The organism is Pseudoalteromonas nanhaiensis, from assembly GCF_051235485.1.
GTDB classification, from domain to species: Bacteria; Pseudomonadota; Gammaproteobacteria; order Enterobacterales; family Alteromonadaceae; genus Pseudoalteromonas; species Pseudoalteromonas lipolytica_C.
Genome location: NZ_JBPNYQ010000002.1, coordinates 240918 through 258723 on the forward strand (window position 1 = coordinate 240918; position 17806 = coordinate 258723).

General features: G+C 41.6%; 16 protein-coding genes. 9 read left to right on the plus strand and 7 right to left on the minus strand.

The window, feature by feature from the left end; all coding sequences use genetic code 11:
* The first annotated feature begins 4 nt into the window (after positions 1–4).
* The 3 genes from ACSFVZ_RS03345 (at position 5) to ACSFVZ_RS03355 (ending at position 3912) form a co-directional block, all read left to right on the plus strand.
* Positions 5–1210, plus strand: a complete 1206-nt coding sequence (locus tag ACSFVZ_RS03345; protein WP_435558101.1) for an ABC transporter permease — start codon at positions 5–7, stop codon at positions 1208–1210.
* 81 nt (positions 1211–1291) lie between these two features.
* On the plus strand, positions 1292–2620 hold the full coding sequence (locus tag ACSFVZ_RS03350) for a sigma-54-dependent transcriptional regulator (protein ID WP_435558102.1): 1329 nt from the start codon (positions 1292–1294) through the stop codon (positions 2618–2620).
* The gene (locus ACSFVZ_RS03355) at positions 2620–3912 is read left to right on the plus strand and encodes a sensor histidine kinase (RefSeq protein ID WP_435558103.1); all 1293 of its coding nucleotides are present in this window, start codon (positions 2620–2622) and stop codon (positions 3910–3912) included. The genes ACSFVZ_RS03350 and ACSFVZ_RS03355 overlap by 1 nt, the downstream gene beginning before the upstream one ends.
* A gap of 76 nt (positions 3913–3988) precedes the next feature.
* On the opposite strand, the gene ACSFVZ_RS03360 is transcribed toward ACSFVZ_RS03355, so the two are convergent.
* Positions 3989–4327 carry a Grx4 family monothiol glutaredoxin gene (locus tag ACSFVZ_RS03360; RefSeq protein WP_054551536.1) on the minus strand — a complete coding sequence of 113 codons (339 nt, stop codon included), beginning with the start codon at positions 4325–4327 and terminating at the stop codon, positions 3989–3991.
* 263 nt (positions 4328–4590) lie between these two features.
* On the opposite strand from ACSFVZ_RS03360, the gene ACSFVZ_RS03365 reads away from it, so the two are divergent.
* The 5 genes from ACSFVZ_RS03365 (at position 4591) to ACSFVZ_RS03385 (ending at position 11069) form a co-directional block, all read left to right on the plus strand.
* Positions 4591–5172 carry a superoxide dismutase gene (locus tag ACSFVZ_RS03365; RefSeq protein ID WP_054551537.1) on the plus strand — a complete coding sequence of 194 codons (582 nt, stop codon included), beginning with the start codon at positions 4591–4593 and terminating at the stop codon, positions 5170–5172.
* Positions 5173–5411: 239 nt separating this feature from the next.
* The gene (locus ACSFVZ_RS03370) at positions 5412–7334 is read left to right on the plus strand and encodes a PrkA family serine protein kinase (RefSeq protein WP_135924231.1); all 1923 of its coding nucleotides are present in this window, start codon (positions 5412–5414) and stop codon (positions 7332–7334) included.
* Positions 7335–7360: 26 nt separating this feature from the next.
* Positions 7361–8647, plus strand: coding sequence for a YeaH/YhbH family protein (locus tag ACSFVZ_RS03375; RefSeq protein ID WP_435558104.1), 1287 nt, complete (start codon positions 7361–7363; stop codon positions 8645–8647).
* 20 nt (positions 8648–8667) lie between these two features.
* A complete protein-coding gene (locus tag ACSFVZ_RS03380) occupies positions 8668–10182 on the plus strand; it encodes a SpoVR family protein (RefSeq protein WP_199525742.1) in 1515 nt (504 codons plus the stop codon).
* Positions 10183–10187: 5 nt separating this feature from the next.
* A complete protein-coding gene (locus tag ACSFVZ_RS03385; RefSeq protein WP_135924228.1) occupies positions 10188–11069 on the plus strand; it encodes a universal stress protein in 882 nt (293 codons plus the stop codon).
* Positions 11070–11101: 32 nt separating this feature from the next.
* Here ACSFVZ_RS03385 and ACSFVZ_RS03390 read toward each other — a convergent pair whose 3' ends face one another.
* Positions 11102–12064: a sensor domain-containing diguanylate cyclase gene (locus ACSFVZ_RS03390; RefSeq protein WP_435558105.1), complete on the minus strand. Its 963-nt coding sequence runs from the start codon at positions 12062–12064 to the stop codon at positions 11102–11104.
* Between the two features lie 3 nt (positions 12065–12067).
* On the minus strand, positions 12068–13072 hold the full coding sequence (locus tag ACSFVZ_RS03395) for a response regulator (RefSeq protein WP_435558106.1): 1005 nt from the start codon (positions 13070–13072) through the stop codon (positions 12068–12070).
* Between the two features lie 205 nt (positions 13073–13277).
* On the opposite strand from ACSFVZ_RS03395, the gene tpx reads away from it, so the two are divergent.
* Entirely contained in the window at positions 13278–13859 is a 582-nt protein-coding gene (gene tpx, locus ACSFVZ_RS03400; RefSeq protein ID WP_135924225.1) for a thiol peroxidase, read from the plus strand.
* Between the two features lie 75 nt (positions 13860–13934).
* Here tpx and adk read toward each other — a convergent pair whose 3' ends face one another.
* From adk to ACSFVZ_RS03420, 4 genes are all read right to left on the minus strand, one after another.
* Positions 13935–14579, minus strand: a complete 645-nt coding sequence (adk, locus tag ACSFVZ_RS03405; RefSeq protein WP_036967590.1) for an adenylate kinase — start codon at positions 14577–14579, stop codon at positions 13935–13937.
* Between the two features lie 180 nt (positions 14580–14759).
* Positions 14760–16673, minus strand: a complete 1914-nt coding sequence (gene htpG, locus ACSFVZ_RS03410) for a molecular chaperone HtpG (protein ID WP_435558107.1) — start codon at positions 16671–16673, stop codon at positions 14760–14762.
* Positions 16674–16833: 160 nt separating this feature from the next.
* Complete coding sequence (gene recR, locus ACSFVZ_RS03415; protein WP_054551546.1) at positions 16834–17442, minus strand: recombination mediator RecR; 609 nt, start codon at positions 17440–17442, stop codon at positions 16834–16836.
* A gap of 10 nt (positions 17443–17452) precedes the next feature.
* Positions 17453–17779 carry a YbaB/EbfC family nucleoid-associated protein gene (locus tag ACSFVZ_RS03420; protein ID WP_036967566.1) on the minus strand — a complete coding sequence of 109 codons (327 nt, stop codon included), beginning with the start codon at positions 17777–17779 and terminating at the stop codon, positions 17453–17455.
* Positions 17780–17806 lie beyond the last annotated feature (27 nt).

Here is a 17806-nt window from a genome sequence, read left to right on the forward strand (position 1 = left end):
CACCATGTTAGAAATTAAACCTATCTTTCACGCCTTATGCCGCTCAAAAGTTGGCGCTATTTTATTACTGATCCAAATTGCCATCACCACTGCAATTGTTAGTAACGCGGCGTTTATTATTCAAGACAGAATTAGCTATTTAAGCCAAGAAACAGGCTACCCTGAACAAGACATTTTTGTTTTTAATGTCATGATGTTTGGCAAAGATGTGTCGCCGTCACAGCAATATGAGCTTGATGAAGCCATGCTTCGTCAAATACCTGGTGTAGTTGATGCTGCTTATTCAAGTAATACACCGCTTTCGGGCAGTGGCTCTTCGTCAGATTTTAGTTTAAAGCCAGCACCTGAAGAGAGTAAATCAGCGCGTAGCTCTTACATGTTTATCGATGAGCATGGCATTAATACCTATGGCGTAAAACTCATTGCTGGGCGTAACTACACCGAAGACGAAGTGATCGTTACCGATAACTATGATGAGTTATCAAAAGTAACCGTTGTCACTAAAACACTACTCGATGAGCTGTTCCCTGACGGCAATGGTTTAGGTCAAACTGTCTATTTTGGTGACATTCCAATGAAAGTAATTGGTGTTGTTGAACTGATGAAAGGCCCATGGCTTAAAGACAGCCGCCCAGATAACGTAGCACTGCTGCCTTTTATTAAGCCTGGTACAAATGCACGCTTTGTGGTTAGAACAGAGCCTGGTCAACGTCAATCAGTCATGAATCGTGTTGAAGAAGCCATGCTGAAAAACTACAACAAACGCGTTATTTCTCGCATTCGTGGCTTAGATGACGATAAAGAGTCATACATGGCTGAAGATACATTAATGATGCGCATGCTGATTGTGCTAATTACTATTTTAGTGTTAGTGACGGCCCTAGGTATTTTCGGCCTAACGCTGTTCAATATTAGTAAGCGTACTAAACAAATTGGTACTCGCCGTGCTTTAGGTGCCAGAAAGTCAGCCATTATCAGCTACTTCTTAGTTGAAAACGCCATGATATGTGTTGTTGGTTTAGTGATTGGCGTGATTGCTGCCGTGTATTTAGGCCAGTTACTCATGCAGCACTTCTCAATTGCTCAGCTTGATATTAGCTACGTGCTTGCTACAGCGCTGGCAGTGTTCGTTATGAGTTTATTAGCAGTACTTGCACCTGCAAAACGGGCGGCGAATATCTCACCGAGCATTGCAACTCGAACAATTTAGTTCTCCCAACCTATGCTACACTGGATTAACAGTGTAGCATTCATCTTGCACCCTTATTAGGAAAACAACTAAAACAATAATATGGAAAAAATACTTATCGTCGATGATAACCCAGCCATTTTGGATGCGTTATCGTTGTTACTCGAAATTCACGATTTTGATGTTGTTACGGCAAGCAACCCTTTTGAGGCAATTCAGGCCGTACAATACCAACGCATTGCTCTTGTTATTCAAGACATGAACTTTACCGCCGACACCACTTCAGGCGAAGAAGGCAAAGCGCTTTTCTATGCCTTACGAGACATTAATCCTCACCTTCCGATTATTTTGATCACCGCATGGACAGAGCTTTCTACTGCTGTTGAACTTGTCAAAGCAGGGGCTGCTGATTACCTGCCAAAACCATGGGACGATGCCAAGCTACTTACCTGTGTAAATAACCTAATAGAGCTGGGTAAAGCAAAACAACAAAACGAAACCTTTACCCGCCACCAGCAAGAACGTGACGCATCTGTGCAACAAGCAAATTTAGTAGGCTTGGTTTATAAAAGTACCGCTATGGAGCACATTGTTAATCTTGCGATTCAAGTTGCTAAATCGGATATTTCGGTTCTGATCACAGGCCCTAACGGCAGCGGTAAAGAACGCATTGCACACATAATTCAGGCCAATTCTTTATTAGCAGATAAACCCTTTATCACTGTTAATGCCGGCGCTCTGCCTAGCGAGCTTATTGAGGCTGAGTTATTTGGTGCAGAAGCTGGCGCCTATACAGGCATTACCAAACAGCGCATTGGTCGATTTGAAGCGGCCGATGGTGGCACCTTATTTTTAGACGAAATTGGTAACTTGCCACTTTCTGGGCAGATGAAGCTATTACGCATTTTACAAACCGGTGAATTTGAGCGCTTAGGTTCAACACAAACACGTAAAGTGAATGTTAGGGTCATTTCAGCAACCAATGAAGATTTAAGCCATGCAATTAAAACAGGTCAATTTCGTGAAGACCTTTACTACCGCTTAAATGTAATTGAGTTAAATTTACCAAGCCTAGCTCATCGCCCTGATGATATTTTAGCTTTGGTCGCACACTTTTTACCTGAGCGCACCCTGTCGTTAAGTACAGAAAAAGCCCTGCTCGCCCATAGTTGGCCGGGGAATGTTCGTGAGCTTGAAAATGCCTGTAAACGCGCTGGCGTTTTAAAACCCACAGGGGTGATTGAGCTTGCTGATTTTGGCTTACAAGTTGAAACAAACAGCCCATCACAAACAAGAGCAGAGCCTAACAAACAAGAGATTGAACTTGCCATGCGCGAGTACAAAGGTGTGATTGCTAAAGTGGCTCGCCATTTTGGCCTAAGTCGCCAAGCACTTTATCGCAGGCTTGATAAATTTAAGATTGAATACTAATGCGTTTTTCGTTTCGATATAAAATCATAACCTTATGCATGGCAGCGTCTGCATTGCCACTTATGTTGGTTTGTTACTTTGCGGGTATAAGCTTGTTTTACAGCCTATTAGCCCTGCTCGCTTGCGCTTTGATCAGCGGACTTTTTGCCGCGCAATTATCAACCCCGCTTATTGATGGCATGAACTCACTCGAAACCGGGTTGCTTAATTTTAAAGATGGCGAGCTGGCTACACTATTAGCCTATGATGGCAGCGATGAGCTAGGTGATTTATGCCGGCTTTATAACCAAACCGCAAAACAGCTTCGCCAAGAAAAACAATGGATATATCAGCGCGAGTTGATGCTCGACAAAGTATTACAAAGCTCGCCACAAGCTGTGCTTTTGACTAACGACCAAGGCTTTATTGTGTATAGCAACCACAGTGCTCGTAGCTTACTCGATGCTAAGTCAGCCCTTGAAGGTGCCAAGCTCGAAAACTTATTAGATTCAAGCTGCGAGCAATTAACGCGTGCCATTCACAAAGGCGTTGATGGCTTATTTACCCTCGATAAAGCAGATCAAGAATCACAAACTTGGCATATGGCAACAGGCCGATTATTACTTAATAATCAGTTTCACCAACTATTTGTATTTAAACAGCTGACCCGCGAACTAAGCCGCCAAGAAGTAGAGGTATGGAAAAAAGTCATTCGTATCATTAGCCATGAGCTTAACAACTCACTAGGGCCAATGTCATCTATGCTTCATAGCGCGCAACTATTAACAAAAAAAGTCGACGAGCCACGCTTAAAACGGGTATTTACCACCATTGAAGACCGCATAAAACACCTTAATGAGTTTGTACAAGGCTATGGCAAATTTGCTAAGTTACCCACCCCTCAACTGTCGACGATTAACTGGCCGACACTGATTGAGCAATTAAAAAGTCAGTGGCAGGTTGAGGTTTCACTTGATGAACGTGTAACAACTGACGCTGATCATACCCAACTCGAGCAGTTACTTATAAACCTATTAAAAAATGCCTATGAATCTGGTTCAAACCCAGAAGATGTCAGCTTAACTGTGCAACAAGAAACAAGTGGCACACACATCACAGTGAGTGATAAAGGCAAGGGTATGAGTGAGGCTGTAATGGCCAACGCACTAATCCCCTTTTACTCAACCAAAGCAACTGGCAGTGGTTTAGGGCTAGCACTTTGCAGGGAAATAGTTGAAGCGCACCACGGGCAAATTAGCCTACATAACCGTGAGCACGGTGGTTTGAGCGTGCATGTTTTATTACCTGGGTAATACCACCGCTTACTAATCTTAAGCGGATGGCTATAAAAAAGCCGCAGTTTGCGGCTTTTTTATACACTAAATATAATTATTCAGCGTCTTTTTCTTTGTACTTTGCAGCTGTTTCAGTGATTAGTGGCTGTAATTCACCACGTTGAAACATTTCGATGATAATGTCACAACCACCAATAAGCTCGCCTTCTACCCATAATTGTGGGAATGTTGGCCAGTTTGCGTATGCAGGTAACTCTGCACGGATATCTGGGTTAAGTAGAATGTCAACGTAAGCAAACTGCTCACCACATGCCATAAGTGCTTGTGATGCTTGTGAAGAAAAACCACAGTTAGGTAACTTTGGTGATCCTTTCATGTAAAGAAGGATTGGATTTTCAGAAATTTGCTGTTTAATTTTATCGATGGTTTCCATTTACAACCTCAAAAAAGACATTAGCTTACTACATTGGCCTTGAAAAAGTTTCACAGTGGCCTCAGATATATAACTTAAATCGGCATTCGTAGCCACAATTTAAAATAGTCTTTAGCAATAGCATTGCTGTTTGCTAAAACTTGAGTAAAATACTCAACAATTATAGTAACACTATAATACCACTTGGTATAGGGAAGTACGCTGTTTACCTTGCTATTACCTATAACTGAGTGGACTATCAACCAAGAAGATGGAGATAAAAAATGGCATTTGAACTACCGTCACTACCATACGCAATCGATGCATTAGAGCCACATATTTCAAAAGAGACTCTAGAGTTTCACCACGGTAAACACCACAACACTTACGTTGTGAAATTAAACGGTCTGATCCCAGGCACAGAATTCGAAAACAAATCTTTAGAAGAAATCGTATGTTCTTCAGAAGGTGGCGTATTTAACAATGCTGCACAAATCTGGAACCACACTTTCTACTGGAACAGCCTATCTCCAAACGGTGGTGGCGAGCCTACAGGCGCAATCGCTGACGCGATCAACGCTAAATGGGGTTCTTTCGACGCATTCAAAGAAGCGTTAAACGACAAAGCAGTAAACAACTTCGGTTCAAGCTGGACTTGGTTAGTTAAACTAGCTGATGGCACACTTGATATCGTAAACACGTCAAATGCTGCAACGCCATTAACTGATGAAGGTGTTACTCCAATCCTAACTGTGGATCTGTGGGAACACGCTTACTACATCGATTACCGTAACGTACGTCCTGATTACCTAAAAGGTTTCTGGGCATTAGTTAACTGGGACTTCGCGAACGCTAACTTCGCTTAATCTTCTGTTACAAACAGTAATCAAAAAAGACGCTTCGGCGTCTTTTTTATTGTCCTTTGCACGCCCCCTCTGACCCGCAGCCAACCACTCACCCAAAAAGCCTAATCAGGATGAGCTTTTTTCAATTAAATTCTTAATTTTCTTGCGCAAAAATTCAAAATCGTGACTAAGCTTTAATTAACCTTTGCTTTTCTCTTAATCTAATTACACGTCATTTTAGCGGGTTTTCGGAGGTCTCTATGAGTATTTTTGAGCATTACCAATCACGATACGAAGCAGCGCAAGAAGAAGAATACAGTATTGAGGAATTTCTCGAGATCTGTAAGAAGGATAAATCAGCTTATGCCAGCGCACCTGAACGGTTATTGATGGCTATTGGCGAACCTGAAATTATCGACACATCAACCGATGCGCGCTTAAGCAGGCTGTTTTCAAATCGTGTAGTTGCACGCTACCCGGCATTTCACGATTTTTATGGTATGGAAGATGCCATAGAGCAAATCGTCTCTTATCTAAAACATGCTGCGCAAGGCTTAGAAGAATGTAAGCAAGTGCTGTATTTACTTGGCCCTGTTGGGGGTGGTAAATCATCAATTGCTGAAAAACTTAAATACTTAATGCAACAAGTACCTATTTATTCAATTAAAGGCTCGCCTGTTAACGACCACCCTTTAGCCTTATTTGATCCAAATGAAGACGCCGAGCTTTTAGAGAAAGAATATGGCATTAAACCGCGTTATTTAAAAACGGTGATGTCACCGTGGGCTGCAAAACGCTTAAGTGAATTTAATGGTGACATTAGCCAATTTAGAGTGGTTAAGCGCTACCCATCTATTTTAAACCAAGTCGCGATTGCTAAAACTGAGCCCGGCGATGAAAACAACCAAGACATTTCAGCGTTAGTCGGTAAAGTCGATATTCGCCAACTTGAGCACTTTGCACAAAACGACCCAGATGCGTATGCCTACTCCGGCGCACTTTGTTTAGCAAACCAAGGCTTGATGGAGTTTGTAGAAATGTTTAAAGCACCAATCAAGGTGCTACACCCACTACTTACAGCAACGCAAGAAGGTAACTACAACGGCACAGAAGGCATTAGTGCCCTACCGTTTAATGGTATGATTCTGGCTCACTCGAATGAATCTGAGTGGCAAACATTCAAGAACAATAAAAACAATGAGGCATTTTTAGACCGTGTTTACATCGTCAAAGTACCTTATTGTTTACGTGTTTCTGAAGAGGTCAAAATTTACAATAAACTACTCGAAAATAGTGAGTTACATGACGCCCCTTGTGCACCAGGTACATTAAAAACACTGGCGCAATTTACCACCCTTTCACGCATGAAAGAGCCAGAAAACTCAAGCATTTATTCAAAAATGCGGGTGTATGACGGCGAAAGCTTAAAAGACACCGATCCGAAAGCGAAGTCGTATCAAGAATACCGCGACTACGCAGGTGTTGATGAAGGCATGACAGGGCTTTCTACCCGCTTTGCGTTTAAGATTCTGTCGCGGGTATTTAACTTCGATACTACCGAAGTAGCTGCCAACCCTGTGCACTTATTCTATGTGCTTGAGCAACAAATTGAGCGTGAGCAGTTTTCAGCCGATGTTGAAGAGCGTTACTTAAGTCACTTAAAAGGCTACCTCATTCCTCAATACGTGGAGTTTATTGGTAAAGAGTTACAAACGGCCTATTTAGAATCTTACTCAGAATACGGGCAAAACATCTTTGACCGTTATGTCACCTATGCTGATTTTTGGATCCAAGATCAAGAATACCGTGACCCAGATACCGGCCAGCTATTTGACCGTGCAGCACTTAACGCAGAGCTTGAAAAGATTGAAAAACCTGCGGGAATTTCAAATCCGAAAGATTTCCGTAATGAAATAGTCAATTTCGTACTGCGTGCACGCGCGCACAACCAAGGCAAGAATCCGCTTTGGACTAGCTACGAAAAACTTCGCACGGTTATTGAGAAGAAAATGTTCTCAAATACAGAAGATCTCCTGCCGGTTATTTCGTTCAATGCGAAAACATCAGCTGAAGATCAGAAAAAACACGAAGACTTTGTCAATCGTATGGTTGAGAAAGGCTATACCCAAAAACAAGTACGTTTACTTTCTGAATGGTATTTACGCGTTAGAAAATCGCAGTAAAAAACGTTTGTTTTAAGGGGGTTGTTATGGCGCATTTTATTGACCGACGCCTGAACGGAAAAAACAAAAGTACCTTGAATCGTCAACGGTTCATCAGGCGTTACAAAAAACAGATTAAAGAAGCGGTGTCTGATGCCATTAATAAGCGTAGCGTAACCGATACCACCAGCGGTGAGAGTATTTCTATTCCGCAACGTGATATCAGTGAGCCTATTTTTCATCAAGGACGTGGTGGTGACCGTGAACAGATCCATCCAGGCAATGACCAATTCTCTACGGGCGACAAAATTAAGCGCCCGCAAGGAGGCGGTCAAGGTGGTGGCTCTGGCGAGGGTGAAGCCAGTGATTCGGGTGAAGGACAAGACGACTTTGTATTCTCTATTTCAAAAGATGAATACTTAGACTTATTGTTTGAAGATCTTGAACTGCCTAACCTGCAACAAAACCAGCTCGATAAACTGGTGCAAATGAAAACCCATCGAGCCGGTTTTTGTAACGATGGCATGCCAAGCAACATTGATATTGTGCGCTCTTTACAGGGCTCACTTGCGCGAAGAGTTGCAATGACTGCTGGCAAAAAGCGCCATCTTGCTGAACTTGAAGGTCAGTTAGCGCTTTTAAAAGCCGAAGATCAGCCAGATAAAGCGGCTATCGCTTTGCTTGAACGCCAAATTGAGGAGCTGCAAAGTCGCATTAAAGCAGTGCCATTTATCGATAACTACGATTTACGTTTTCGTAATTATGAAAAACGACCACACCCCACAAGCAAAGCTGTCATGTTTTGCTTAATGGATGTGTCCGGCTCGATGGATCAAGCGACTAAAGACATGGCAAAACGCTTTTATATTTTGCTTTATCAATTTTTAACCCGTAGCTACAAAAATATAGAAGTCGTTTATATTCGCCATCATACCCAAGCGAAAGAAGTCGATGAGCAAGAGTTTTTCTATTCTCAAGAAACGGGTGGCACCATCGTCTCCAGCGCATTAAAACTGATGAACGAAATCATCGCTGAACGCTATAACCCTGAAGAGTGGAATATATACGCAGCGCAAGCGTCTGATGGCGACAACTGGGCCGATGACTCGCCAAACTGTGGAGATATTTTACGTAACAAGCTTCTAAAAGCAGTACGCTACTATGCGTATATTGAAATCACAGCCCGTGCTCACCAAAGCTTATGGCGAGAGTATCAATCAATAGCGCAAACCCACGACAACTTTGCAATGCAACATATTCGTGGCGTTGAGGACATTTACCCAATTTTCCGTGAATTATTTAAAAAGAATCGTCAGCAGCAAGGCGCCGCATAGCCTTGCGAGTGAGGTAAAGTATGGCCGATAAACGTATTAGCGACGGTCCTGATTGGACATTTGATTTATTAGCAGAGTATCAAACTGAGATTGAACGGGTCGCGAAAATTTATAAACTCGATACCTACCCGAATCAAATTGAGGTGATCACTGCAGAACAAATGATGGATGCCTATTCGAGTGTGGGTATGCCAATTGGCTACAGCCACTGGTCGTATGGTAAAAAATTCATTCAAACTGAGCAAAACTATAAACGTGGGCAAATGGGTCTTGCTTATGAGATTGTAATTAACTCAGACCCGTGTATTGCCTATTTAATGGAAGAAAACACACTGCCAATGCAAGCCTTGGTAATGGCACACGCCTGCTATGGTCACAACTCATTTTTTAAAGGTAATTACTTATTTAAAACTTGGACCGACGCCAGCTCGATCATCGACTACTTATTATTTGCAAAAAACTACATTGCCAAATGCGAAGAAAAATATGGTATTAATGAGGTCGAGAATCTTATCGACTCATGCCATGCATTAATGAATTACGGTGTGGACCGCTATAAGCGCCCACAGCGTATTTCGCTTTATGAAGAACAAAAACGCCAGCAGGAGCGCGAAGATTACTTACAATCGCAAGTGAATGAGCTGTGGCGCACTATTCCTACCTCGCAACAAGAGTCTAAAAAACGTGAGCGCCGTTTTCCTGAAGAGCCGCAAGAAAATATTTTATATTTCATCGAAAAAAATGCCCCACTGCTTGAATCATGGCAGCGTGAAGTAATCCGTATTGTGCGTAAAATTTCGCAATATTTTTATCCGCAAAAACAAACTCAAGTAATGAATGAAGGCTGGGCAACATTCTGGCATTACACCATTTTGAACCATCTATATGATGAAGGTAAGCTCACTGATTCCTTTATGCTCGAGTTCTTACAAAGCCACACCAATGTTGTGTACCAACCTCCTTACAACAGTAATTATTATTCAGGGATTAATCCTTACGCCCTTGGTTTTAACATGATGGTTGATATTCGCCGTATTTGTGAAAACCCGACCGAGGAAGATAAAAGATGGTTTCCGGAGTATGCCGGCAGTGATTGGTTAGAAACGCTGCACTTTGCAATGCAAAACTTTAAAGACGAGAGCTTTATAAGCCAGTTCTTATCGCCAAAAATTATCCGCGATTTTAAGTTATTTACTATTATTGACCATGAAAAAGAACCCACCCTAAATGTGGGTGCAATTCATGATGAAATGGGTTATCACCAAGTACGTGAAAGTTTGTCAGCGCAATACAATTTAAGTAACCACGAACCCAATATTCAAGTTTACGATGTTGATGTTAGAGGTGACCGCTCTTTGACCTTACGCTATGTGCCACATAACAATATCCCCTTAGCAAACTCAAAAGATGAAGTATTAAAACACCTTTACAGGTTATGGGGCTTTAAGGTAAAACTGGAACAAGAGTCTTCAACAGGGGAAGTGTCACTACTGGGAGAATGCCCAAAAAGTGATGCCCGACACACTACAGAGTGAACCGAATGAATAAAAAGTTACTGGTTATCATCGATTCTGTCGACGATGCAAAAACGTCGTTATTACACGCGAAACAAAAAGCTAAAGGGGTTAAGCATATTGATATTGTTGCTTTTAGCTATGAAGACACCAGTAGCATTTTATTTTCTCTTCCGCCAGATGAAGCTTTGGCTATTCAAGATAAAGAGTTAGCGAAACTGCGTACTTCATTAAGTCCGCTAATTAATGACTATTTAGAAGTCGGTAGTTACACATTGCAAACACTGTGGCACGAGAGCCCCGTGCAGTGGCTGGCTAACGAAGTGACCACCTCAGACTATGAGATGGTAATTAAAACTCGCCATATTGATGAACAAACGCAATTTAGCGAGCTTGACTGGCAGCTTATTAGATTTAGCCCGCTGCCTCTTTACCTAGCTGCTGACAACAAGTGGCGTAACAATACCAATGTACTCGCCGCGCTCGATTTAGGCAGCGAGAAAGCCACAAAATACTGTTTAAATGAAGCAATTATAAAAACCGGCCTTGCCTTCGCAAAGGATTATCAGAGCGAATTTTTTGCCTGCTATACTGTCCATGTGTCGCCTTTCTTGCGAGATTTAGGGATTGTTTTTTCTGATGAGCAGGTAACTAATGCTTATGAAAAATTACCGGTTGCGCAACGTGCACTAATTGAAGCTCATAATTTAAAAGAGCAACTCAAAATTAAAGCTGGGGTGGTTGAACAAGTTATACCTAGTGTCGCCGCAAAACTTAATGCTGATTTAGTAATTATGGGGTCAGTGGGTAACACGGGCATAAAAGGGCATTTAATCGGTAATACCGCTGAGAAGGTCATGAAACTGCTAAAAACAGATATTCTCGTATTACCACCAATTGGAGTGTAAAAAAGGGCGAAGTTTCGCCCTTTTCCGTTAAGTTATAAATCTGAATACGCTGTAACTTTATTACGGCCGTTTTCTTTAGAGTGATATAAAGCTTTATCTGCAGCTTCAACCCACTTTTCATAACGATCGAACTTTTCGTCAAAACAAGCAAAACCAATACTGACGGTTAATTGAATTTGTTTTTCCCCAAAATAAATTGACGAGTTCTCAATCATTGAACGCAGACGTTCAGCAAAAATCTGCGCACCATCGAGATCAGTATCCAGTAAAGTTACTGCAAACTCTTCGCCACCATAGCGACCTGCCAAATCAGTTTCACGTAATGTTTTTCTAAGTAAATCAGCAATGTGACGCAGCGCTTCATCACCGCCACGGTGACCGTGTTCATCATTGACCTTTTTAAAGTGGTCAATGTCAAACATTAATAAGGTACTGCAGCCGCCACTGCGTACGATACGCATATACTCTTTACGCAGTTTTTCTTCCCAATATCCCCTATTCGTTAATTTTGTAAGGGCATCAGTTCGACTCATTTGCTCAAGCTTACTATTGGCTTCTTCTAGCTCTTTTTTATTTACCGCCTCATCGGTCACATCATAAATAATGATACAGATATGAGACACTTCACCAGTGGTCGTGGTTAAAGGAATAAAGGTGGCATTTTGATACATATGATCCGCTTTACCAGTAATTGGGCGGTAATTTTTAAAGCGGAAAATATAAGGCTGCTGCTCCCAGATAGTAAAAGAGCGATTATTTAAAATGAACACTGACTCTGATTTACTACGGAACCATTTCTCGTCTATTGATGGAAACAAATCAAACAAATCTTTGTCTTTCACGGCACTTGGTAACAAGCCTGAATGGTTTTCCATAAACCCATTCCAAATGCAGACTTTGTAGTCCCTATCAAGCACCACAAGACCTACATCAACAGTATTAAACATATCCATTAACCAATGGAGCTCATTCATATTAAAATCAGATGCAGGCATAGTTTAATCTTCTAGTAAATAAGCGACTTTGTATTTTAAGGTTTTGAGCGAATCCTCAGTAAATAGCAGCATTAAATCACAATTAATATTATGATTTTCGATACCATAACTGATCTCAATCGCCAGCGTTCGTTGCCAGCGAGATTTATTAGCCTTTACCAAATCAGACACATCACAATGTTGACCCAGAACCACAGGGTGCCCTTGACTAAAGCGCATATCAAGCTGCTTTGAAAGACCACTTAAAATAGCCCCGATCAGAATATTGCTTACATCCATTAGCAACTCAAGCTCAATCTTGTTGTTAAGCTCGCCTTCGTAATTCATGAGTGACGCAATTTCTTTAAAGCTTGAGTCATTTAACAGCAGCAAAGCTTCACCAGAAACACCGCCGCCTATAAAGCCTTGGCAAACTCCAGAGGTAGTCGCATTGGCATCAATAGAACGCAGTGCCATGTCTAGTTCATTAACTTCTAGGATATTAACATTCGGGATAGGCAATTTTACAAACACATTCAGTAAGCGTGCAAGCAAGTCCCCTGCTTGTCCCATTGCAACATTTGTAAGCTCTTGATAGATATCACGTACATCGGGGTCAACTTGTTCGCCCAGCCGGTGTGATAGACGCTCACGCATGGCTTTGTCTTTAATACCATGATGTTCAATGATATTAGCAAGCTTTTCTGCAGAGCAAGGTTTTTGAATAAAATCAATGGCGCCTAACTCAATCACACGTTGATGAGCATTAGGTTGGATATCACCTGAAACAACCACAGTAAGCACATGAAGATCTTGGTCTTGAATGGCTTGAAGTACTTCATAGCCATCCATTTCAGGCATATTTAAATCAAGAAATAGTATTTCAGGCTGAATTTTTTTGATTTGCTCAATACAGTGCACACCGTCTTCAGCAAACTCAATTTTAATATCCCAATCATCGGGTAAAGAGCGCGCTAATTGCCGACGAGCTAACTTTGAATCATCACAAACTAATACCGATGTTGACATATACTCTCTCTAAACCCACACTTTTTTACTAGCCATCTTTAAGAGTGCTAACTTTATTCTTATTTTAATTCATAAAAAATAGCGGCACGGACACATGTTAATCAAACTGCTCGTTTTTTACAATTTTAAATTAGAGTAAACCTTGGAGCAATTAGATGAGTATAATACACTCAGCTTAAATGCGTTAATTTGAAGGAATTATATTATGTTACGCCCACTTATTTTTGCACTCAGTGCAGTTTGTACGTTTAGTTACGCAAATGACTTACCAGAAAATAGTCTTGATGCTGGTAAGGTATCAGCTCAGTCAAAGCCAGTTACCCTACTAGGACAAGGGGTTGAAGTCGGTCAAAAAGCACCTAATTTTAAAGTAGTAGATGATAGCTTTACACCTGTCACATTAGACAATTATCAAGGTCAAGCTGTTTTACTTAGCGTTGTACCAAGCTTGGATACGGGGGTATGTAGCATTCAAACCAAACACTTTAATGAAAAAGTAGCTGCTGAGTACCCGAATATAGCTATGCTCACATTAAGTGCTGATTTACCGTTTGCACAAAAACGTTTTTGTAAAGCAGAAAATATCGACAAAGTCGTCACCTTATCTGATTCTGTATGGCGTGACTTTGGTAAGAACTACGGCTTAATTATCAAAGATATGGGCTTATTAACTCGTGCAGTATTTGTGCTCGATAAAGAACATAACATCGTTTACAAGCAACTAGTCGATAACCTCTCAAAAGAGCCTGATTACGACGGTGCTATTGCCGCATTGAAGAAACTGTAATATCAGAAGACAGTTAAACAGATACAAAAAAACCGCCCTGAGGCGGTTTTTTTATTAATGAATCTAAAAGGTTAATTAACCTAATAGCTCACCAAGTTGTTGGCTAACAGCTTCAACAGCTTGGGTACCGTCTAGTTTATGGTACTGAGTGTTGCCTGCTTTTGCTTCAGCTTGGTAGTAATCAACTAATGGCTTAGTTTGGTCGTGGTAGATACCTAAACGTTTACGTACTGTTTCTTCAGTATCGTCATCACGAATGATTAGGTCTTCACCTGTGATGTCATCTTTACCATCAACTTTAGGTGGGTTATAAACTACGTGATAAACACGACCAGAACCTGGGTGTACACGACGGCCGCCCATACGCTCAACGATAATTTCGTCAGCAACGTCAAATTCAATAACGTGATCAACCACCACACCATTCTCTTTCATTGCATCAGCTTGAGGAATAGTACGCGGGAAACCATCTAGTAAGAAACCCTTTTCGCAATCTGGTTTAGCGATACGCTCTTTAACTAGACCAATAATAATTTCATCAGATACTAATTGACCTGCATCCATTACTTTTTTAGCTTCAAGACCAAGTGGTGTACCTTCTTTGATTGCTGCACGCAGCATATCGCCCGTAGAAATTTGTGGAATACCGTATTTGTCCATCAAAAACTGAGCTTGAGTACCTTTACCTGCACCCGGCGCGCCCAAAAGAATAATGCGCATATCATTGTCCTCTGTGTGATACTAATCTTAAATTATGGTCGATCAGTGGAGTTTTGTTCTTAGAGCCTGAATTCTTCCACAACTGAGGCTATACCTCAAGTAACTTATACCAATTGCCTATATTAGCAGCAATAAAAAAGGGAGCACTGCTCCCTTTTCCAACTCATTGCGCTAAAACGCTTATTTGCTTAAATCTAGCATAAGCTTGTTCAAGCGAGTTACAAAGCCAGCAGGGTCTTTTAGAGTACCGCGCTCTGCTAATAATGCTTGGTCAAGCAGGACATGTGACCACTGGCTGAACTTGTCTTCATCTTGCTCAACGTTTAAGTGTTTAACAAGCTGATGCTCTGGGTTAAGCTCAAAAATAGGCTTTTGCTCAGGCACAGTTTGACCAACAGATTCCATTAACTTTTGCATTTGTGAACTCATATCGTGTTCATCGGCAACAACACATGCTGGAGAATCAGTTAGACGGTGCGTAAAGCGCACATCTTTCACGCTGTCGCCAAGTGCTGACTTAATACGTTCAACTAGACCAGCTACTTCTTTTTCTGACTCTTCTTGCGCTTTTTTGGTTTCTTCGTCATCCATTTTGCCTAAATCTAAGTCACCACGGGTAATTGACTGGAATGATTTTTCGTTGAACTCTGTTAAGTAGCTCATCATCCACTCATCAACACGGTCGCTTAATAGCAATACTTCAATGCCTTTCTTACGGAAGATTTCTAAGTGTGGTGAGTTTTTCGCTGCAGCAAATGAGTCAGCAACCACATAGTAGATCTTATCCTGCTCTGGCTTCATACGTTCGATGTATTGTTCAAGCGATACATTTTGCGTGCTTTCGTCAGTATGTGTAGAAGAGAAACGCAGTAGCTTAGCAATGGCTTCTTTATTTGCCATATCCTCAGCTGGACCTTCTTTTAACACCTGACCAAACTCGTTCCAGAACGTTTGGTAATCTTCTTCACGGTTTTTCGCCATACGCTCAAGCATTTTAAGTACGCGTGATGTACAACCTTTACGGATCGCTTGCGTTACTTTGTTGTCTTGTAAAATTTCACGCGACACGTTAAGTGGTAAGTCGTTTGAGTCAAGTAGACCTTTCACAAAGCGTAAGTAACTTGGCATAAACTGCTCTGCGTCATCCATGATGAAAACGCGTTGTACATACAGTTTTAAACCAGTTTGACGGTCACGATTCCATAAATCGAATGGTGCTTTTTTCGGGATGTATAACAAGCTTGTGTATTCAGTTTTACCTTCAACCTTGTTGTGAGCCCAGCTTAGTGGCTCTTCCCAGTCATGACCAATGTGCTTATAAAACTCTTTGTACTCTTCATCTGTTACTTCTGACTTATCGCGAGTCCAAAGTGCAGTTGCACGGTTAATACCTTCCCACTCGCCCGGCTGCGCTGGGATTTTCTCACCATCAGGACCTTCAGATTCAGGTACTTCTGCTTTATACATTTCAACTGGAATAGAAATATGGTCTGAGTATTTAGTTACGATGCTACGTAAACGGTACTCATCAGCAAATTCTTTCTCATCTTCACGTAAGTGTAGAATGATTTCGGTACCGCGTGTTGGCTTGTCAATCTCTTGTAATGTGTACTCGCCCTCACCTGCAGATTGCCATTCGATACCTTGGCTTTCACCTGCTTTACGAGTACGCACGGTTACGTTATCTGCAACGATAAATGCAGAGTAAAAACCAACACCAAATTGACCAATCAATTGTGAATCTTTGCTTTGGTCGCCTGTTAGGTTTTGGAAAAATTCTGCTGTGCCTGATTTTGCAATGGTACCCAGTGAATTGATCACATCTTCACGGCTCATACCAATACCGTTATCAGTAATGGTTACCGTGTTTGCTTCTTTGTCGGCACTGATACGTACTTTTAGATCTGCATCATTTTCGTATAAATCGCCATTAGAAAGCGCTAGGAAACGTAATTTATCTGCCGCATCTGACGCGTTTGATACCAGCTCACGTAGGAATATCTCTTTATTAGAATAAAGAGAATGAATCATCAGGTTTAATAGTTGTTTGACTTCTGTTTGAAAGCCTAATGTTTCTTTTTGTGCTGCAGTCATTGTGTAAATCTCCAATTAACAAAGTGTCTAATCTGCACTATGACTCATATATGGGGCAGGCTTTTGGAACTTCAAGGCAAAAAATTAAATTAGCGGGTAAATTCGGGGGCTAACTACAAAAAAGCCTGCATAAAGCAGGCTTTTAATACCATATCAGGTATTAGTTTTGATTTACGGCGCGTCGTCCGCTAAATGCGTGCATCAGCGTCATACCATCGAGTAAGTCAAGCTCACCACCAACAGGGACACCGTGCGCAATACGAGATGCGCCTACCTGATACTTATGACAAAGCTCAGCAATATAGTGAGCTGTTGTTTCACCTTCAACACTTGGATTGGTTGCGAGGATCACCTCATTAATACCGCCTTGTTGCAACTTGCTTTCAAGGATATCAAGGCCAATTTCTTTTGGTCCTATACCATCAATTGGCGACAAGTGACCCATTAAAACAAAGTAAAGTCCTTGATATTGACCGGTTTGCTCAATAGCGAGTACGTCGGTTGGTGATTCAACCACACACAGTAAACCACTATCTTGGCGTTTAACACTTGAGCAAATATCGCACACAGCTTGCTCTGTGAAAGTGCGACAAGATTGACAATGCCCTACTTCATCCATTGCTTTGGTTAATGCATGGCCAAGTTGCTTACCACCTTGACGGTCACGCTCAAGCAAATGAAAAGCGATACGCTGTGCCGACTTTGGGCCTATGCCCGGCTGGCATCTTAGCGCTTCAATTAGTTGTGTTAAACTAGGAGATAGTTGCATACAAGATCACTTAGAATGGCATTTTCATACCTGGTGGTAATTGCATACCGCCAGTTACTTTACTCATGCGCTCTTGTGTTTCTTCTGCAACACGACGTACTGCATCGTTACACGCTGCCGCTAGTAAATCTTCGATCATGTCTTTGTCGTCTTCCATTAGGCTTTCATCTAATTCAACACGACGTACATTGTGGTTACCAAGCATAGTTACTTTCACTAGGCCTGCACCTGCTTCACCTACAACTTCAAGGTTTGCGATTTCTTCTTGGGCTTTTTGCATGCGCTCTTGCATTTGCTGCGCTTGCTTCATCATGTTACCCATTCCACCTTTAAACATAACTGTCTCTCTTTCTAAACTACTTTA